This window comes from Nocardiopsis suaedae (assembly GCF_027706745.1).
In the GTDB taxonomy this organism is placed as follows: Bacteria; Actinomycetota; Actinomycetes; order Streptosporangiales; family Streptosporangiaceae; genus Nocardiopsis_A; species Nocardiopsis_A suaedae.
The window spans coordinates 1-18,534 of record NZ_JAQFWP010000070.1; the positions used below are offsets into that span (position 1 = coordinate 1).

Annotated in this window: 16 protein-coding genes; 5 read left to right on the forward strand and 11 right to left on the reverse strand. The window is 71.6% G+C overall.

Annotated features, from left to right (window positions below):
• Positions 1–96 precede the first annotated feature (96 nt).
• On the forward strand, positions 97–1,074 hold the full coding sequence (locus O4U47_RS26240; protein ID WP_270680657.1) for a TauD/TfdA family dioxygenase: 978 nt from the start codon (positions 97–99) through the stop codon (positions 1,072–1,074).
• A gap of 84 nt (positions 1,075–1,158) precedes the next feature.
• Complete coding sequence (locus O4U47_RS26245) at positions 1,159–1,641, forward strand: hypothetical protein (protein ID WP_270680658.1); 483 nt, start codon at positions 1,159–1,161, stop codon at positions 1,639–1,641.
• A gap of 174 nt (positions 1,642–1,815) precedes the next feature.
• Here O4U47_RS26245 and O4U47_RS26250 read toward each other — a convergent pair whose 3' ends face one another.
• From O4U47_RS26250 to O4U47_RS26265, 4 genes are all read right to left on the reverse strand, one after another.
• Entirely contained in the window at positions 1,816–3,144 is a 1,329-nt protein-coding gene (locus O4U47_RS26250; protein WP_270680659.1) for an MFS transporter, read from the reverse strand.
• Between the two features lie 93 nt (positions 3,145–3,237).
• Positions 3,238–4,821 carry an OmpA family protein gene (locus tag O4U47_RS26255; protein ID WP_270680660.1) on the reverse strand — a complete coding sequence of 528 codons (1,584 nt, stop codon included), beginning with the start codon at positions 4,819–4,821 and terminating at the stop codon, positions 3,238–3,240.
• 239 nt (positions 4,822–5,060) lie between these two features.
• A complete protein-coding gene (gene nhaC, locus O4U47_RS26260; protein WP_270680661.1) occupies positions 5,061–6,677 on the reverse strand; it encodes a Na+/H+ antiporter NhaC in 1,617 nt (538 codons plus the stop codon).
• A 48-nt stretch (positions 6,678–6,725) separates the two neighbouring features.
• Complete coding sequence (locus tag O4U47_RS26265; RefSeq protein WP_270680662.1) at positions 6,726–7,898, reverse strand: trans-sulfuration enzyme family protein; 1,173 nt, start codon at positions 7,896–7,898, stop codon at positions 6,726–6,728.
• Positions 7,899–8,084: 186 nt separating this feature from the next.
• Here O4U47_RS26265 and O4U47_RS26270 point away from each other — a divergent pair, with 186 nt between their 5' ends.
• From O4U47_RS26270 to O4U47_RS26280, 3 genes are all read left to right on the forward strand, one after another.
• The gene (locus O4U47_RS26270; protein WP_270680663.1) at positions 8,085–8,867 is read left to right on the forward strand and encodes a FadR/GntR family transcriptional regulator; all 783 of its coding nucleotides are present in this window, start codon (positions 8,085–8,087) and stop codon (positions 8,865–8,867) included.
• 551 nt (positions 8,868–9,418) lie between these two features.
• Positions 9,419–11,056: a BCCT family transporter gene (locus O4U47_RS26275; protein ID WP_270680664.1), complete on the forward strand. Its 1,638-nt coding sequence runs from the start codon at positions 9,419–9,421 to the stop codon at positions 11,054–11,056.
• A gap of 13 nt (positions 11,057–11,069) precedes the next feature.
• A complete protein-coding gene (locus O4U47_RS26280) occupies positions 11,070–11,537 on the forward strand; it encodes an Hsp20/alpha crystallin family protein (protein WP_270680665.1) in 468 nt (155 codons plus the stop codon).
• 75 nt (positions 11,538–11,612) lie between these two features.
• Here O4U47_RS26280 and O4U47_RS26285 read toward each other — a convergent pair whose 3' ends face one another.
• From O4U47_RS26285 to O4U47_RS26315, 7 genes are all read right to left on the reverse strand, one after another.
• Positions 11,613–12,947, reverse strand: a complete 1,335-nt coding sequence (locus O4U47_RS26285) for a M16 family metallopeptidase (protein WP_270680666.1) — start codon at positions 12,945–12,947, stop codon at positions 11,613–11,615.
• Positions 12,948–13,050: 103 nt separating this feature from the next.
• On the reverse strand, positions 13,051–15,357 hold the full coding sequence (locus O4U47_RS26290; RefSeq protein WP_270680667.1) for a polyribonucleotide nucleotidyltransferase: 2,307 nt from the start codon (positions 15,355–15,357) through the stop codon (positions 13,051–13,053).
• 383 nt (positions 15,358–15,740) lie between these two features.
• Positions 15,741–16,010, reverse strand: a complete 270-nt coding sequence (gene rpsO, locus O4U47_RS26295; protein WP_017623379.1) for a 30S ribosomal protein S15 — start codon at positions 16,008–16,010, stop codon at positions 15,741–15,743.
• 267 nt (positions 16,011–16,277) lie between these two features.
• Positions 16,278–16,772 (reverse strand): riboflavin kinase, encoded by a 495-nt coding sequence (locus tag O4U47_RS26300; protein ID WP_333563672.1) that lies wholly within the window; start codon positions 16,770–16,772, stop codon positions 16,278–16,280.
• 50 nt (positions 16,773–16,822) lie between these two features.
• Positions 16,823–17,698 carry a tRNA pseudouridine(55) synthase TruB gene (truB, locus tag O4U47_RS26305; protein ID WP_270680668.1) on the reverse strand — a complete coding sequence of 292 codons (876 nt, stop codon included), beginning with the start codon at positions 17,696–17,698 and terminating at the stop codon, positions 16,823–16,825.
• Between the two features lie 26 nt (positions 17,699–17,724).
• Entirely contained in the window at positions 17,725–18,168 is a 444-nt protein-coding gene (rbfA, locus tag O4U47_RS26310; protein WP_270680680.1) for a 30S ribosome-binding factor RbfA, read from the reverse strand.
• Between the two features lie 5 nt (positions 18,169–18,173).
• Positions 18,174–18,515 carry a DUF503 domain-containing protein gene (locus tag O4U47_RS26315; RefSeq protein WP_270680669.1) on the reverse strand — a complete coding sequence of 114 codons (342 nt, stop codon included), beginning with the start codon at positions 18,513–18,515 and terminating at the stop codon, positions 18,174–18,176.
• Positions 18,516–18,534 lie beyond the last annotated feature (19 nt).

Below are 18,534 nucleotides of genomic sequence, written 5' to 3' on the forward strand. Positions count from 1 at the left end.
ATCATCGAAACCCTCGCTGCCTACTGCACACGAATTAACGACTCAGGACACTAGGCTGCCCGCGGTCGGCCGTGGAAGACGTTGAAGGGTAGGGCCTTGGGAAGCAATGACAACGGTCCCCATCACAGCGAACTGACTCTCACCGAAGAGGAGAGCGGTCGCATCAACGACCTTTGCGTCGAGCTCGCGACGCGGCATTCTTCGATGCGGGGTGAAGCGCTCTTCGCCGAAACACGGGAGATAGCGCGCCGGATGCCCCGGCGTGTCCGGGACTTCCTCGGCGGGTTCAAGCGCGAAAGCGCGGACCACTGCGTGATCAGAGGCCATGTCGTCGACGAGGACCGCATCGGGCCGACCCCCGCGGACTGGAGGGACCGCCCCAGGCCGAACCGGGAGTTCCCTGAGGAGATCCCCCTCATCCTCTATGGCCACCTGCTCGGCGCCCCCTTCGCATGGCCGACGCAGCAGAACGGGAACCTGGTCAACGACGTCTTCCCGATCAAGGGATACGAGAAGGAGCGGCTGGGCAACGGGAGCGAGCTGCCCCTCACCTTTCACACCGAGGACGCCTTCCACCCCCGGCGCGCCGACTACCTCGTCCTGGCGTCCCTGAGGAACCCGGATCGGATCCCGCTGGTCGCCTCGCGTCCCCGCCCGGCCGATATCGAGGACCGGGACCTCGATCTGCTGTTCCTGGAGAGCTTCCGAATCATTCCGGACGGGTCGCACCTTCCGCAGAACAACACGGTGGACCCCGGCGGTCCGGACCGGGAATTCGAGGATATCGAGAAGCGGTTCCGCGACCGCGAGCCGACGGCCGTCCTCTCCGGATCCAGGAGGCGCCCCTTCCTCCGGTTCGACGCCTCGCACATGGAACCCGACGGCGATGAGTCCGCCCGCGCGTTCCGGGCGGCCCACGACAGCATGGACAGGAACCAGGTCGCATTTCCACTCGAGCCGGGTGACCACGTCATCCTGAACAACCACCGCGTGGCCCACAAGCGGAATTCCTTCGCCGCGCGCCACGACGGGACCGACCGCTGGCTGAAGCGGATCAACATCAGGGCGTCCTGAGCCGCACGCCGACGGGAGCGGGCCTGCTGAGGCGGGCCCCGCCCGGTACGCTGCCGACCGGGAAACCGGCCCAAGGGAGCGGACATGACGCGGATCGGGATCACCGGCCACTCCAACCTCTCGGCCGACAGTGCTCCTCTCGTGCGCACGGCCCTGGCCGGAATCATCGCCCCCTATCGGGACGGCGGCCTGGTGGGCCTCTCGTGCCTGGCCCGCGGGGCCGACCAGATCTTCGCCGAGGCCGTGCTGGAGGCCGGCGGGAGCCTCGAGGTCGTGCTGCCCTCGGTCGACTACCGCGAGGCCAAGGTCGGGCCCCGGAACCTCGATCAGTTCGACGGCCTGCTCATGCGGGCGGCGCTGGTCCGCTACATGCCGCACCGGACCGCCGGGGAGCGGGCCTACGCGGACGCCAACGAGGCCATCCTGGGCAGCATCGACCGGCTCGTCGCCGTCTGGGACGGACGGCCCTCAGGAGGCAAGGGCGGAACCGGCGACGCCGTCGAAGCCGCGCGCGGCCGGGGCGTCCCCGTCGACGTCGTCTGGCCCGAGGGCGCCCGCCGCGGATGACCCCGGTGGGTGATCGCTACACGGACGCATCGCCGCCGACCCCGTCGGGGAAGGGACCGTTCAGTTCCGCCCCCTGCATGGCGGCGTCCATGAGCGCGGCCGGATCGGCGAGCACCGCTTCGGCCGCGCTCACCGAGCCCGTTCCCGCGATGCGGTCACCGCGAACGTACCGGGTCACGCGATCGGTCGGCGGGTGTCCCCCAGGTCGGTGTCCTTGGGCTCCTTGACCACGGAGACCGCCACGCCTGAGACCGCGCACAGCACCATGATGTACGCCCCCACCGACAGCCCGCTCCCCGTGGACTGCATCAGCGCCTCGGCGATGGTCGGCGCGAACGCCCCTCCCAGGACGGCGCCGAGGGCGTAGCCGATGGCGACCCCCGAATAGCGCACGGACGCCGGGAACATCTCGGCGTACAGGGCCGACATGGGGCCGTACGACAGCCCCAGCCCGATGCTCATGACGAGCACCGCCACCGTGAACAGGCGGATGTCCCGCGTGTCCATCAGCAGGAACAGCGGCACCATCCACGCGAACATCGCCGCATAGCCGATCTGGAAGGTGCGCACCCGGCCGATGCGGTCCGACAGCGCCCCCGCCAGGAGCGTGAACACCAGCCAGCTCGCCGCCCCCGCGACCGTCGCCAGCAGCACGGACGACCTCGGCAGTCCCAGCACCCCGGTCCCGTAGCCGATGAAGTACGCGATGAGCAGGTACCCGGCCGCATTGTTCCCGATGAAGACCAGCGCGGTGAGCAGCACGTTCCTGCTCTCGCCGCGGAACAGGTCGCGCAGCGGCGCCGACGAGGTCCTGGTGCGCTCCTCCAGCTCCCGGAACACCGGGCTCTCCTCCACGGCCCGCCGGATCAGGTAGCCGACCACGATCAGCGTCACCGACATCAGGAACGGCACCCGCCACCCCCACGCCAGGAACTGCTCCTCGGTCGTCGCCGCGTCCACGGCCCACAGGACGCCGGTCGCCAGGATGAGCCCGACCGGCACCCCGATCTGCGGAAAGGCGCCGTACAGCCCGCGGCGCCCGCGCGGCGCGTGCTCCACCGAGAGCAGGGCGGCGCCGCCCCACTCGCCTCCGGCGGAGAACCCCTGCAGGATGCGCAGGAGGATGAGGGCGACGGGCGCGGCCAGGCCGATCCGTCCATAGGTGGGCAGCAGCCCGATGAGCGTGGTGGCCGCCCCCATCAGGAGCAGGGTCAGCACCAGCATGCGCTTGCGGCCGATCCGGTCGCCGAACCGCCCCGCGACGACCGCGCCCAGCGGCCGGAACAGGAAGCTGATGCCGATCGTGGCCAGCGAGATGAGCGTCGCCAGGCCGGGCGCCCGCTCGTTCACCGGCCCGAAGAAGTGGGGGGCGAACACCAGGCCCGCGGCCTGGGCGTAGACGAAGAAGTCGTACCACTCGATCGTGGTGCCGGCGAGCGCCCCCGCGAGGACCCGGCGGTCCTCACGTGGGGCGGACGGGGGGTGCGGCGGTGCGTTCGACACGAAGGACTCCGTTCGGGGGCGTCGCGACGGCAGCGCCCGTCCCACGATGCCCGCCGCGCCCCATGCGCGCCAGACGCCTCCCGGCCCCGTTCCTCAGCGGGTGATCGCGACGCCCTCCATCGTGCCCATGGGGCCGACCCTGACGTCGGTGGCCGTCGTCCCTTCGGTGATCGGGAGCATCGCGTAGTACTCGGCCGTCCCCCCGGGCGGCAGGATGGTCGACCCCAGGTTGATCCCCGCCGCCGACGAGCAGAAGCAGTACGGGTCCTCCCGGTCGTCGGGGACGTCGACCCGCAGGGGGCGCGCGGCCGCCCCTCCGTCGGCGCCCCCCAGGGACACGTTTTGGGTGGCGTGGTACCGGAACTCCATCCAGTCCTCGGAGGACATGTACATATCGACGCTCGCGTCGTCGTCGTTGGGGTTGTGCAGCTCGTAGGTGAGCAGCGCCGTGTTCGGGGTGACGGCCTGCAGCCCGGTGAGCGCGACGTCGACCTCGGCGGCGCCCTCGTCGTCGTCCGACGGTCCGGAGACGGCGGCCTCCGTCGCGGGGATCCCCTCGCCCTGTGCGGCGGCGCCGTCCTCGTGGGGAGAGGCGCCCTCACCGGGCGCGCCGTCCTCGGCCCCCTCTTCGACGGGGGTCCCCTTCGGCACGCTGACCGTCACCCGCCGGTTGCGCGCCCGGCCGTCCTCGGTCTCGTTGCTCGCGATCGGCTCCCGAGAGCCGAACCCCTCGGTCTCGTACTCGATGTCGCCGCCGATGCGCTCCTCCAGCGCGTCCCGCACGGCCTCGGCCCGGTCCTCCGAGAGGGGGTCGTTGATCGCGTCGTTCCCGGAGGAGTCCGCGTGCCCCTCGATCCGGACCCGGGTGGGCCCCAGCGCCTCGATGTCGGCGGCGGTCGTGTCGAGCAGCTCGCCCGCCTCGGACGTGAGCTCGGACTCCTCGACCTCGAACAGCACGTCGGTGGACAGGTTGAAGTCGGTGGCCTCGGAGTCCTCGATCACCGTCTCCTGGTCGGACTCGATCACCGACTCCAGCTCGGCGGTCTCCGGCTCGGCGTCCGGCTCCTCGCTGGGAGGCGTGTAGTCCAGCCCTTCGGGCGCGCCCTCCTCGACCGGCACGTCCACGAACGGCAGGGCGACATGGGTGACGACGGTGAGCGCGTCGACGCCGGCGGGAGGCGCCGCGAGGACGACGTAGCCCTCCCATTCCTCCCCCTCGTCGAGGATGGAGCCGGAACTGGAGCTGCACAGGCACTCCCCCTCGCCCGCGTAGTAGGGCCGGTGCAGCTTCCGCCCGTCCGGGTCCAGCCACGCGACGCCGGAGAAGTAGTCCCAGGGGTAGTCCTCGCTCTCGCCGAACCCCTCGGCCAGATGCGACCCCAGATGGATCCGGGTGTCCTCCTCGTTCACCACGGTCATCCGGGCGACCATGTGCTCCTCGTCGACCCGGTGCAGGCTGATCTCGGCACGCCCGCCGGGCATCTCCCACACGTTGGTCGCCCGGGAGGTGATCGGCTCGACGGTCGCGGCGCCGCCCCCGCCTCCGCCGTCCTTCCCGGGGTCCTCGCCGCCGCCCCCGCCGCCATCGCCCCCCAGCAGGCCGCACCCGGTGAGCGCGAGCAGAACGGCGCTCACCGACGCGAGCCAGGGCACGGCCCGCTTCACATTCCGCGCCATTTCTCCTCCGTCTTCTCCAGGAGTCGCCGAGTCGGTCACAGTCCGGCGCGAAAGCTTAACAGCGGGGATACCGGCCACCGGCGGCGGAGGGGCCCGGCACCGGTTCCCTCGCCCTCCGGCGTTCCCGGCATCACCCGACGTCAGAGCGGTGCGAGGGCGTCGAGACGGCCCATCGGGGCCGACATCGGGTGGCCGGATCCGGCATCCGGCCGGGGAGGGGTCTCAGGGGGAGAGGGGGCTCAACCGGCGCCCCGCGGGCGCCCCTCCGCCTCGCGGCCGAGGCGGCGCACGCCGAACCAGCCCGTCAGCGGCGCCAGGAACGCGATGAGCGCGGAGAAGACGACGCCGCTCCAGTTGAACACCGCCCACGGCAGGAAGTCGAAGTTGGCCACCCCGAGCGTCGTCGCGAAGAACACCCCGGAGACGGTCCAGGGCATCAGCACCTCGGTGATCGTCACCGAGTCCTCCATGCTCCGGGAGAGGTTGACCGGGTGCAGCCCCCTCCTGCGGTACGCCTTCCCGTACAGGTCGTTGACGAGGAAGTAGGTCACCAGTGCGTTGGACGTGCCGTTGATGATGGCGAAGCCCGAGAGCAGGGTGGCCGAGACCAGTCCCCCCGCCGTCCTCAACCGCGCGATCATCCGCGACAGCAGCACCCGCAGCACGCCCGAGTTCTCCAGCGCCGCCGCGAAGAAGAACGCGCAGAAGACGAAGAACGCCGAGTTGTACATCGCGTGCAGGCCGCCGCGCTCCAGCAGCTCGGCGAGGGTGTCGGAGACGGCCCCGGCGCCGAGCATGTCCGCGGTGAACCCGGAGACCGCCGCGTCGAACAGCTCGCCCGGCCCGAACCCCTGCACCACCGCCGCCAGCAGCAGCGCCGACAGCGACGACGCGAACAGCACCAGCAGCGGCGGCTTGCGCATCAGCGATCCCACCAGCACCACCACCGGCGGGATGAGCAGCACCGGGCTCAGGTGGAACAGCCCGTGCAGCTCGTCGACCGTGGCGTCCACGGCGCCGAGCCCGCTCGGGGTGCCGCCGATGGCCGTGCCCGCCGCCAGGAACACCGCGGCCGCCACGAGCGACGACGGCACCGAGGTGTACAGCATGTGCCGGATGTGCTCGTACAGGTCCGCACCGGCCGCCAGCGAGCTCATGTTGGTGGTGTCGGACAGCGGCGAGAGCTTGTCCCCGAAGTACGCGCCCGACACGACCGCCCCGGCGGTGACCGCCACCGACACGTCCATGGTCTGGGCCACGCCGATCAGCGCGACCCCGACCGTTCCGCCCGCGCCCCACGACGTCCCCGTGAACGTGGCGACGATGGCCGTCACGACGAACGCCAGGACGTACAGGTACGACGGGTCGATCAGCTCCAGCCCGTAGGCCACCATCAGCGGGATGGTCCCCGCGACCATCCAGGTGCCGATGAGCATCCCGATGCTCAGCAGGATGAGGATCGCCGGCAGCGCGCGCTTGACCTTCTCCCCCATGTCGGTGAGCACGGTGGTCAGTCCCCTGCCGTGGCGCGCCGCGAAAAGGGCGAGCACGACCGCCGCGAAGATGAGCATGAGCTCGGCCGGGTACTGCAGGACCCCGATCCCGCCGACGAGGATCGCCACGACCGCCGCCATGGGCACCAGCGACGCGGCGAGTCCGGGGGTGGGAGCGTCGGCGCCGTCCGTCCCGCTCTCCGGGGCCGCCCCGGAGGAGGGTCCGGTGTCGACGGCCGTGTCAGGCCCCTCGTCGGGCCCCTCTCCGGGCCGCCCGTCCGCGGCGCCCTGTCCGGGCGCGCCGTCCGGCGGGGCTCCGGCCTCCGGGCGGCCGTCCGGTGCCTTCTCCTGGGGGGCGTCCATTGCCTCATTCCTCTCGGGTCGGGAGGGGAGGGACCCGGTCGGGCGGCCTCACACCTCGGCGAGGGCTCTTTCGAGGTCGGCGATCTGGGGCGCGGCGCCTTCGAGCCCCACGGACAGGCGGACCAGCCCGGGCGGCAGGCCCCGGGCGCGCAGCTCGTCGCCGTTGCCGGGCCGCTGCGGCGAGGTCGCCAGGCTCTCGTAGCCGCCCCAGCTCACCCCGATCCGGAACAGCGACAGCGCGTCCATGAACCGGGCGACCCGGTCGAAGGAGCCGTCCTCGAGTTCGAAGGAGAGCAGCCCGGAGTACCCGCGGAACTGCCGCCGGACCAGCGCCTCGTCCGGCCCGTGGGCGACGGCCGGGTGGTGCACGGCCGCCACCCGCGGGTGCGCGGCCAGCGCCTCGACCACCGCCCCGGCGTTGCGCCGGTGCTCGGCCATGCGCACCGGGAGCGTGCGCAGTCCGCGCAGCACCAGGGCGGCCTCCATCGCCGACATGGCCGCCCCGAAGAGCTGGTGCCCCTGGTAGAAGACCTCCCGCACCGCCTCGCGGGACCCGACCAGGACCCCGCCGACGACGTCGCTGTGCCCGCCGATGTACTTGGTGCACGAGTGCACGGCCAGGTCCACGCCGAACGTGAGCGGCTTCTGGTGGAGCGGGGTGGCCCAGGTGTTGTCGATGACGGTGCGGATGCCCCGCCGCCGCGCCTGGGCGGCCAGCGCCGGGACGTCCAGCACCCGCATGAGCATGGTCCCCGGGCTCTCCAGGTAGATCAGCGCGGTGTCGTCCCTGATCCAGGGGCCGATGTCGGCGGGCGGGTCGGGCAGCGCGGTGTGCTCGACGCCGAAGCGGCGCAGGTGCTCGGCCAGCTCCAGGGTGGGGCCGTAGACGGTGTTGACGAACAGCACGTGGTCGCCGCTCTTCAGCGTCCCCGCCAGGACGGCCGCGATCGCGCCCATGCCGGAGGCGAAGCACTTGGCGGCCTCCCCGCGCTCCAGCAGCGCCAGCCGCTCCTCCAGGAAGGCGACGGTCGGGTTGGTGCCGCGGCTGTAGACGGGGTTCTCGTGCTCGGCGGCCTGTTCGGCGACGAACCGCCCGAACGTGGGCTTGGCGAACAGGCTCGTCTGGTACACCGGCGGCGCGACGGCCCCGGACGGGTTGTCCGGCCCGTCCCAGGCCGCCATGCAGATCTCCCGGTCCCGCACCTCGTCCCGGCTGTCCACCCGTGCGCCCCCCTTGCTCCCCTGCGGCGTAAGCCGCGCCACAGCGGTCATCTTGTATGACAAGCTGATAAGCGGTCAATAGGGGCGGAGGGACGGGAGCCCGGGAGGCGCTCCTGCGGCGCCGGGGCTCTGTAGGGTGAAGGGCGTCAGGACACCGGCGGCCGAGCGAAGGGCAGGGCGGACAGCATGGGATCAGCGCCCGCGGGGCCGTCCGCCTCCAGGCACGCCCGCCCCAACTCCCTGACGACCCAGGTCGTCTCCTTCATCGAGGAGCTGTGCGTGGCCCCGGACGCCGAGCCCGGCACACAGCTCCCCTCGGAGAAGGAGCTGGCGGAGCGCTTCGGGGTGAGCCGGGTGGTGCTGCGCGAGGCGATGAAGACCCTGGAGGCCAAGGGGCTCGTCCACCGCCGCCAGGGCAAGCCCGCGGTGATCGCCTCGCCCAACGCCCTGCCGGTGGAGGACTTCATCGCCCTGTCGGTGCTGCGCGACCGCCGCGCGCTGATGGAGTTCACCGAGATCCGCAAGGCCCTGGAGGTGCACGGGGCCCGGCTGGCCGCCCAGCGCATCGCCGGCCCCGAAGAGGAGGAGACGCGCGAGCACGTCGCCCGTGCGCGCGAGTCGATCGCGCAGATGCGCGCGGCCCCGCTCGACATGGCCAACCGGCTCGGCACCGACATCGCCTTCCACCGGGCGATCGCGGCCGCGTCGGGCAACCGCAGCCTCACCCGGATCCTGGACGCCCTCGAACGGTCCCTGGCCGGGAGCCGCGAGCAGAGCCACCGCCGCTTCCTGGCCGCGTGCGCCGACCCCGCCTCCTCGGCCGACGAGCACGAGGAGGTGCTCGCCGCCGTCCTGTCCGGCGACCCCGCGCGCGCCGTGGCGGCGATGGAGGAGCACCTCCAGGTCACCCTGCAGGAGATCGAGACGCGCCCCGCCGCGGCGGGAAATGACGACTCCGAACCCCTCTGACCTGCTTTACCGCGCATTTGCCGGAAGCGCGGACACCTCTTGCGCACCGCCCGGCCGGACCGGGGCCGGGCGGGCGCACACCGCCCCGCCTACCCCATTTGTCCCTTGTGTCCTATTCGTTGGACCGGGGCACACCACCCCCGCCCGCCCTTTTCGCCGACCCGCCCGCGGGGTATATGACCAGGGCCCGGCGCGACCCGGGGCGACGCCGCCGACACCCAGCGTCCCCGATTGCACCGCCTACTACAGAGAACCACACATTCGGATTAATTTACGATAACCAATCGCGTCGCATATGCTACACCGCCACCGACCCGGTCTATGATTTATCCGAAAGCTTGCCGCTAATGGCGGAACGTAATTGGATAACAGGCACCGGGCAAGAGGAGTCGGGCGGCGCGACACCGCGAGCAAACCGCCTCACCTGCGACGATAGCGGGGATTGAGGCGGCAGGCGCGCTCCCGGCCGCCATCGCGGCCCGGGCGGCCCCGAGGAGGTAATCGCCATCTCTCGCTTAAACTCGTACATCCGGGAGCACACGAACCCACCGGTGTTCTTCATCTCAGGTGCGGTCGTCCTGGCGTTCCTCGTCGTCGGTGTGGCGATTCCGGAGCGGTTCGGTGAGATCACCTCCGCGGTCCGGACGGGCATCGGCACCTACTTCGGCTGGTTCTACGTCCTGGCCACGACCTTCTTCCTGCTCCTGTCGCTCTTCCTGATGGTCAGCCGCTACGGGAACATCCGTCTGGGCCCGGACTCCTCGCGTCCGGAGTTCAGCACCATGGCCTGGTTCGCGATGCTCTTCACCGCGGGCATGGGCATCGGCCTGGTCTTCTACGGCGTCTACGAGCCGACCCTGCACATGCAGAACGAGTTCGTGCGCGGCGTGGGCGACGACCCGGCCACCCAGGCGATGCAGTACACGCTGTTCCACTGGGGCTTCCACCCGTGGGCGGTGTACATCGTCCTGGGGCTCGCGCTGGGCTACTTCTGCTTCCGCAAGGGCCTGCCCATGCGGCCCGCCTCGGCGCTGTACCCGCTGATCGGCGACCGCATCTACGGGTGGATCGGCAACCTGATCGACATCCTGGCGGTGTTCGGCACCCTGTTCGGCCTGGCCACTTCGCTCGGCCTGGGCACGCAGCAGGTGAGCGCGGGGCTGAGCCACGTGTTCGGGATCCCGAACAACCTGATCGTCCAGGTGCTCATCATCTGCCTGATCACCTCGATCGCCGTGGTCAGCGTCGTGGCCGGCATCGACAAGGGCATCCGCCGCCTGTCGGTCATCAACCTGTGGATGGCCTTCGCCCTGCTGGTCGTCATGTTCCTGGTCGGCCCCAAGCTGTTCCAGCTCAGCATGATGTTCACCGGCCTGGGCGAATACCTGCAGAACCTCGTGCAGATGAGCCTGAGCTACATCTCGCCCGAGGGCGACGAGGCGGCCAGCGCCTTCGCCCAGGACTGGACCATCTTCTACTGGGGCTGGTGGATCTCCTGGTCGCCGTTTGTCGGCATGTTCCTGGCCCGGATCTCCTACGGCCGCACGATCCGCCAGTTCATCCTGGGCACGCTGTTCGCCCCGGTCGGCGTCAGCGTCATCTGGTTCGGCGTCTTCGGCGGCACCGGCATGTTCTACGACCTGTTCCGCCTCGAAGGCGACGCCATGATCTCCAACTCGGCGGACGAGGGGGCGGCGACCTTCAACCTGATCGACGCCTTCCCGCTGCCGGTGGCGATCCTGTCCGTCCTGGCGCTGCTGACCATCGCGGTGGTGACGATCTTCTTCGTCACCTCCTCGGACTCCGGTTCGCTGGTGGTCGACATGCTCACCAACGGCGGCGACCCGCACCCCGTCCGCGTCCAGCGCATCTTCTGGGCGTCCATGGAGGGCCTGATCACCATCGTGCTGCTGGTGATCGGCGGTGCGGAGGCGATCGACGCGCTCTCCGCGGCGGCGGTCTCCACCGGCCTGCCGTTCGCGGTCGTCCTCCTGGTCATCGCGTTCGGCCTGCTGAAGGCCCTGCGCCGGGAGAGCCCGGCGTCCATGCTGCCCAGCGGCCTCGTGGTGCCCAGGGACGGCAACGGCCCACCGACCATCCAGGTCGACGGCGACCGCATCCCGGTCGAGGAGCCGGTCGGCGACACCGCGCCCAAGGACACCGCACCCCGCGACACCAGCGAGAAGTGAGAGGAGGTCTTCGATGCCGCCCAAGAAGAGGGCCCGTAACCCGTTCCGTGGCGTTATGGACATGATGAGCGAGATGAACCGCATCTCCGACACCATGTCCAACCTGGAGACGGGGACCGCCACCCAGCGCGGCTTCTCCGATGCGTGGAGCCCGCCCACGGACATCTTCGCCCGTGGGACCGACCTGGTCTTCCGAAGCGAGCTCCCGGGGGTCGCCCCCGAGAACGTGGAGGTCACCTTCTCCCACGGCTACCTCACCATCACCGGTGAGCGCCGCAAGGAGGACGACGGGGTCGTCTACTACGCCGAGGAGCGGTTCCGCGGCGCCTTCCGGCGGGACATCACCCTGCCCGAGGGCGTCGAGGACGACGACATCGAGGCCAAGTTCGACGACGGCCTCCTGGAGATCACGGTGAAGGGCGGAGCCGACGCCGAAGGCCCGGCCCGCATCGACATCCAGAGCAAGAAGCGCCGCGCCTAGCGGTCGCGACGAGGAAGGGCCGGTCCCGGGTCTCCCCCGGGACCGGCCCTTCCCCATGTGCGCGGGCGCCGCGCCTCAGAACTCCCGGCCCTGCTCGTACGGGCCGATCACCGCCAGCGTGCGCTCCCCGCCCAACAGCTCCTCGGCCACCTGCGCGACCTCGTCGGTCGTCACCGCGTCGAACAGCGCCAGGTCCTCGTCCATCGAGTAGTGCTTGGCATAGCCCAGCTCGTGCGCGGTCAACCGCCCCATGCGGGCGCTGGACCCCTCGCTGCCGAGCACCCAGGACCCCTTGATCTGGCCCTTGGCGCGCTCGACCTCCTCGGCGGAGAGCCCGCCCCCGGCGGCCGCGGCCAGCTCGTCCCGGCACACCGACAGCACCTCGTCGACCTTCTCCGGCAGGCACCCGGCGTAGATCTGGAACGCCCCCGTCTCGGCGTGGGCGCTGTGGAAGGCCTGCACCGCGTAGGCCAGGCCGCGCTTCTCCCGCACCTCCTGGAAGAGCCGCGAGGACATGCCGCCGCCCAGCGCCGAGGCGAGCACCCGCACCGCGTACCAGCGCGGGTCCGTGCGGCTCACCCCCTCGCAGCCCAAGATGAGGTGGGCCTGCTCGGTCTCGCGGGACAGCAGCGCCGTGCCGCCGTGCACGGGGACCGGCGCACCCCCGATGCGGGGCGCCGCCGGTGCCGCGTCGGGCGCCCCGGCCAGCACACCGGCGAAGGCCTCGCGCACCAGGTCCACCACGGCCTCGTGCTCCAGCCCCCCGGCCGCCGCCACGACCAGCTCCGGCGGCCGGTAGGCGCGGGCGTACTGCTCGGCGATGCGGTCGCGCGGGAGGCGCCCGATGGTGTCGTTGGTGCCCAGGATGGGGCGGCCCAGCCCGCTGCCCGCGTAGAAGTGCTCGGCGAAGACGTCGTCGACCAGGTCGCCCGGCTCGTCCTCGTACATGGCGATCTCTTCGAGGATCACCCCGCGCTCGGTCTCCACCTCGCCCGGGTCCAGCACCGAGTGCGCCACCATGTCCCCGACCACGTCCACCGCCAGCGGCAGGTCGCGGTCGAGCACCTTGGCGTAGTAGCTGGTGTGCTCCTTGGTGGTGTAGGCGTTGTGATCGGCGCCCACGCCGTCCAGCAGCGCCGAGATCCGCAGGGCGCTGCGCCGCTTCGTGCCCTTGAACAGCAGGTGCTCGAGGAAGTGCGCGGCGCCCGCGTGGTCGTCGTCCTCGTCCCGGGAGCCGGTGGTGGCCGAGATCCCGAAGGCCGCCGACCGCATGCCGGGGACCGCCTCGGTCACCACCCGCAACCCGCCGGGGAGCACGGTGCGCCGCACCAGGCCGGAGCCCTCGGAGGCCTCCAGCAGGGTCAGCGCGGTGCCCGGGTCCTGCTCGGCCGCGATGGGAGGAGTGCTCAATCGGATCCTTCTCGATGGTCGTCGGTTCCGGTGCCCGGACGCGAACGGCCGGGGCGGCCGCACCCCCGAAGGGTGCGGCCGCCCCGGCGCCGGTCACCGGGGATCAGGTGTTCTCGCTGCTGCGCGCGCCGCGGCTGCGGCGACGGCGGCGCGGGGCCCCGCCGTCGCCCTCGCCCTTGGCCGCGTCCTGGTCGCCGTCCTCGGAGGAGTCACCCTCCTCCTCGGCGGCCGGGGCCGCCTCGGCCTCCACGACCTCGACGGGGACCAGCGACAGCTTCCCGCGGTCGTCGATCTCGCGGATCTCGACCTGGATCTTCTCGCCGATGCCGAGCACGTCCTCGACGTTCTCGATCCGCTTGCCGCCGTGCAGCTTGCGGATCTGCGAGATGTGCAGCAGCCCGTCCTTGCCGGGGAGCAGCGACACGAACGCGCCGAAGGCGGTCGTCTTGACGACGGTGCCCAGGTAGCGGTCGCCGACCTCGGGCATGGTCGGGTTGGCGATGCTGTTGACGGTGTCCCGGGCCGCCTCGGCCGAGGGGCCGTCGGTGGCGCCGATGTAGATCGTGCCGTCGTCCTCGATGGTGATGTCGGCGCCGGTGTCCTCCTGGATGGAGTTGATCATCTTGCCCTTGGGGCCGATGACCTCGCCGATCTTCTCGACCGGGATCTTCACCGTGAGGATGCGCGGCGCGTGCGGGCTCATCTCCGCGGGGCGGGTGATGGCCTCCTGCATCACGTCGAGGATGGCCAGGCGGGCGCCGCGGGCCTGCTGCAGCGCGGCGGCCAGCTGCTCGGCGGGGATGCCGTCGAGCTTGGTGTCGAGCTGCAGCGCGGTGATCACGTCGCGGGTGCCGGCGACCTTGAAGTCCATGTCGCCGAAGGCGTCCTCGGCGCCGAGGATGTCGGTCAGCGTGACGAACCGGTCGCCGTCGCTGATCAGGCCCATCGCGATGCCCGAGACCATCTCCTTGAGCGGCACGCCGGCCTGCATCAGGGACATGGTCGAGGCGCAGACCGACCCCATGGAGGTCGACCCGTTGGAGCTGACCGCCTCGGACACCTGGCGGATCGCGTACGGGAACTCCTCGCGCGAGGGCAGCACCGGCAGCAGCGCCCGCTCGGCGAGCGCGCCGTGGCCGATCTCGCGGCGCTTGGGCGAGCCCACCCGGCCGGTCTCACCGGTGGAGTACGGCGGGAAGTTGTAGTTGTGCATGTAGCGCTTGGTCCGCTCGGGGTTGAGCGTGTCGACCATCTGCTCCATGCGCAGCATGTTCAGCGTGGTGACGCCCAGGATCTGGGTCTCACCGCGCTCGAACAGCGCCGAGCCGTGCACCCGCGGCACCACGCCGACCTCGGCGCTGAGCGGGCGGATGTCCTTGGGGCCGCGCCCGTCGATGCGGATCTGGTCACGCAGCACGCGCTCGCGCATGAGCTGCTTGGTCAGCGACCGGAACGCCGCGGAGATCTCCTTCTCCCGGCCCTCGAAGTCCTCGGCGAGCTTCTCGGCCGCCTCGGCCTTGACCTCGTCCAGCCGGGCCTCGCGGTCCTGCTTGTCGGCGATGGTCAGCGCCTCGGCCAGCGGCTCCCGGACGGCGCCGTCGACGGCGGCCAGCGCGTCGTCCTCGTAGTCGAGGAAGACCGGGAAGTCGGCGACCGGCTTGGCGGCCTGGCCGGCCAGCGCCTGCTGGGCCTTGCACAGGACCTTGATGAACGGCTTGGCCGCCTCCAGGCCCTCGGCCACCGTCTGCTCGGTGGGGCCCACCGCGCCGTCGGCGACCAGCTTGAGGGTGCGGGTGGTGGACTCGGCCTCGACCATCATGATCGCGACGTCGCCGTCGTCGAGCACCCGGCCGGCCACGACCATGTCGAAGGTGGCGTTCTCCAGCTCCGAGTGGGTCGGGAAGGCCACCCACTGGCCCTCGATCAGCGCCACCCGGACGCCGCCGATGGGCCCGGAGAAGGGCAGCCCGGCGAGCTGGGTGGACATCGAGGCGGCGTTGATGGCGACCACGTCGTAGAGGTGGTCGGGGTGCAGCGCCATGATCGTCTCGACGATCTGGATCTCGTTGCGCAGGCCGTTCTTGAACGACGGGCGCAGCGGCCGGTCGATCAGGCGGCAGGTGAGGATGGCGTCCTCGGACGGGCGCCCCTCGCGGCGGAAGAACGAGCCGGGGATGCGCCCGGCGGCGTACATGCGCTCCTCGACGTCGACCGTCAGCGGGAAGAAGTCGAGGTTGTCCTTGGGCCGCTTGGAGGCGCTGGTGGCGGAGAGCACCATCGTCTCGTCGTCAAGGTAGGCCACGGCCGAGCCGGCGGCCTGCTGGGCCAGCCGGCCCGTCTCGAACCGGATGGTCCGGGTGCCGAAGCGGCCGTTGTCGATCACGGCCTCGGCGGAATACGCGCCCTCCATGGGCGTCCTCCTCATTCGGATTCGGGTGCGCTCGCCCGCGTCCGAGCCCCGGAGGGTCCTCTTACGTCGCCGAGGGTCATGCTCGGGTCCCCAGGCGCGCCGGACGTCGAACCGGCGCGCCCGGCCCGTGACGGCCGGCCATCGATCGAAGCCCGCGGCAACGCCCGGTGGGGGCGGGCCGCGGACCACTACCGAGGACCGGCCTCGACGCGGCGGCCGAGGTGCGGGCGCGGGAGCGCTTTCCATCACTGTCTTCGGTTGTCGGGCCCACGGTTCGGAACCCGGGCCCACCATGGACCATACTGCCTGGCCACGGTCGAATGTGGTAGATCCACACTACTAAGAGAGGGAGCGGCCGGGGCCGCTCCCTCTCTCGTGTCCGCTCAGCGGCGCAGACCCAGGCGCTGGATCAGCTCGCGGTAGCGGTTGATGTCCTTCTTCTGGATGTACTTGAGAAGGCGGCGGCGGCGGCCGACCATCAGCAGCAGCCCGCGGCGGCTGTGGTGGTCGTGCTTGTGCGTCTTCAGGTGCTCGGTCAGCTCGGTGATGCGGTGCGTGAGCAGCGCCACCTGGACGTCGGGCGAGCCCGTGTCGCCGTCGACCGTGCCGTACTCGGCGACGATCTTCTTCTTGGTCTCGGCGTCGATCGCCAAAGGTGCTCCCTCTCGATGATTCGGTACGCGTGTGCCGCCTCCGCGGTCGGGGCGGCGGCCGCGGTGACCGCGCGTACGAGCAGTCACCGTCCCAGACGGGCCCGCCTCCCTGGGCGGCGCACCGGCGCCGCGCCCCGGGCGGGCGGCCGCGTTCCGCGCTCGGCGCGGAACGGGCAGGGCTGAACAGCCTCTAGCGAGTCTAACGCACGTTGGGCCTACCCAGGACCGGAGTGTGAGGAGGGCCGCCCTCGCGTGCGCGCGGCCCCCTCAGACCTGCGGTGCCGCCTCATCCCGCATCAGCACGCGGGCGCGCTCGACGTCGGCGTTCATCGCCTCGATCAGCTCGTCCACGTCGGCGAACCGGCGCTGGCCGCGGATGCGGTGTACGAAGTCCACCGCCATCTTCTCCCCGTACAGGTCCAGGTCGTCGCGGTCCAGGGCGTAGGCCTCGACCGTGCGCTCGGTGCCCTCGAAGGTCGGGTTGGTACCGACCGAGATCGCCGCGGGCCAGCGCGCCTCGGCGCCCTGGTCCGGGTCGGTGCGCAGCAGCCACCCCGCGTAGACCCCGTCGTCGGGGACCTCGCCGCCCTCGGCGGCGTCCAGGTTGGCCGTGGGGAACCCGAGCAGCTCCCGCCCGCGGGCGGCGCCGTGCACGACCACGCCCTCCACCCGGTGCGGGCGGCCGAGCGCGGCGGCGGCCTCCTCGACCCGCCCCTGGGCGATGAGCTCGCGCACCCCTGCGGACTGCCCCTCCTGCGGCACGTGCCCCTCCTCTACGGCCTCTGCTCCAGCCTCTGCGGCCCGGGCGCGGGTCAGGCGCCCGCGAACACCACGATGGGCTTGCTGTACCCCGGCCGGTCCTCGGCCAGGGCCACGACCTCCCCGTCCGGGGCGAACAGGCCGATCGGCCCGGCCCCCAGGGTACTGGGCGCGATCCGGTTGCCGTGGGCCACCTTCCGCGCCTCGTCCTCGCTGAGCACCCGCACCGGGAACGCCGCGGCCACCGCCTGGGACAGCGGGACCGACGTGAACTCCTCGGCGAGCTGCTCCAGCGTGCGCGCCCGCTCCAGCCCGTAGGGCCCCACCCGGGTGCGGCGCAGCCGGGTGAGGTGGCCGCCCACCCCCAGGGCCTCGCCCATGTCCCGGGCCAGCGCGCGGATGTAGGTGCCGCTGGAGCAGGTGATGCGCACGTCCAGGTCCAGGAAGGGGCCTTCGCGGCGCACCGCGTCCACGGCGAACTCCGACACCGTCGCCGGGCGCGCCTTCAGCTCCACCGACTCCCCGGCCCGCGCCGACTTGTACGCCCGGCGCCCGTTCACCTTGATCGCGCTGACCTGCGGGGGGATCTGCATGATCTCCCCGGTCAGCGCGGCGGCGGCGCGGCGCGCGTCCTCCTCGGCGACACCGCCCGCATCCGTGCGGGAGGTCTCCTCGCCCTCGGCGTCGTCGGTGTTGGTGGTGGCGCCGAGCCGGACCGTGCCCGCGTACTCCTTCTCGGTGAGCGCCAGGTGGCCCAGCAGCTTGGTGCCCTTGCCGATGCCGAGCACCAGCACCCCGGTGGCCATCGGGTCCAGGGTTCCGGCGTGCCCCACCTTGCGGGTGCCGGCCAGCCGCCGGACCTTGGCGACCACGTCGTGCGAGGTCCAGTCGGCGGGCTTGTCGACGATCGCGACGCCGCTGTCGGTCATGGGTCGGGTGGTTCCTCGTCTGTCGGTCACTCGGCCGATTCGGCCTCGTCCTCGCGCGGGGTCTTGTACGGGTCGGCGTCCCCGGCCGGGCTGGCCCCCGCCGCGGAGCGGGCCACGTCGGCGTCGCTCTGCCGGGCCTGCGCCAGCAGGTCCTCGATGTGCTGGGCGTTGGCCTGCACCTCGTCGGCCTCGAAGGTGAGGCTGGGGGTGTGCCGCAGCCCGGTCTGGCGGCCCACCTCCGAGCGGATCACGCCCTTGGCGCTCTCCAGCGCGGCGGCGGTGCCCGCCTTCTCCTCGTCGGTGCCGAAGACGGTGTAGTACACCGTCGCGTCGCGCAGGTCGTTGGTGAGCCGCGCGTCGGTCACGGTGACGAACCCCAGGCGGGGGTCCTTGATGCGGCGCTCCAGCATCTCCGCGACGATCCGCTGGATGCGGTCGGCGAGCTTGCGGGCGCGTGCGGCGTCCACCATGGTCGTCATTCCTCCTCTGGACCGAAGAGCCGCCGCCTCGCGGAGAGCAGCTCGATCTCTGGCCGTCCGGCCACCAGGCGCTCGCAGGTGTCGAGCACCTCGGTGCAGTGCGCGGCCGTGGAGGCCACGACGGCGATCCCGATCTCGGAGCGGCGGTACAGGTCCTGGTCCCCGGTCTCGGCGACCGAGACGGAGAAGCGCCGCTGGATCTCGGCCACGATGGGCCGGACCACCGACCGCTTCTGCTTCAGCGACCGGACGTCGCCCAGCAGGATGTCCAGGGTCAGGGACCCGACGAATGCGCCGTTCCGGGCGCGGTTCCTCGCGTTGCGCGATCTGGATGTCATCACATGCCACATGACGGAG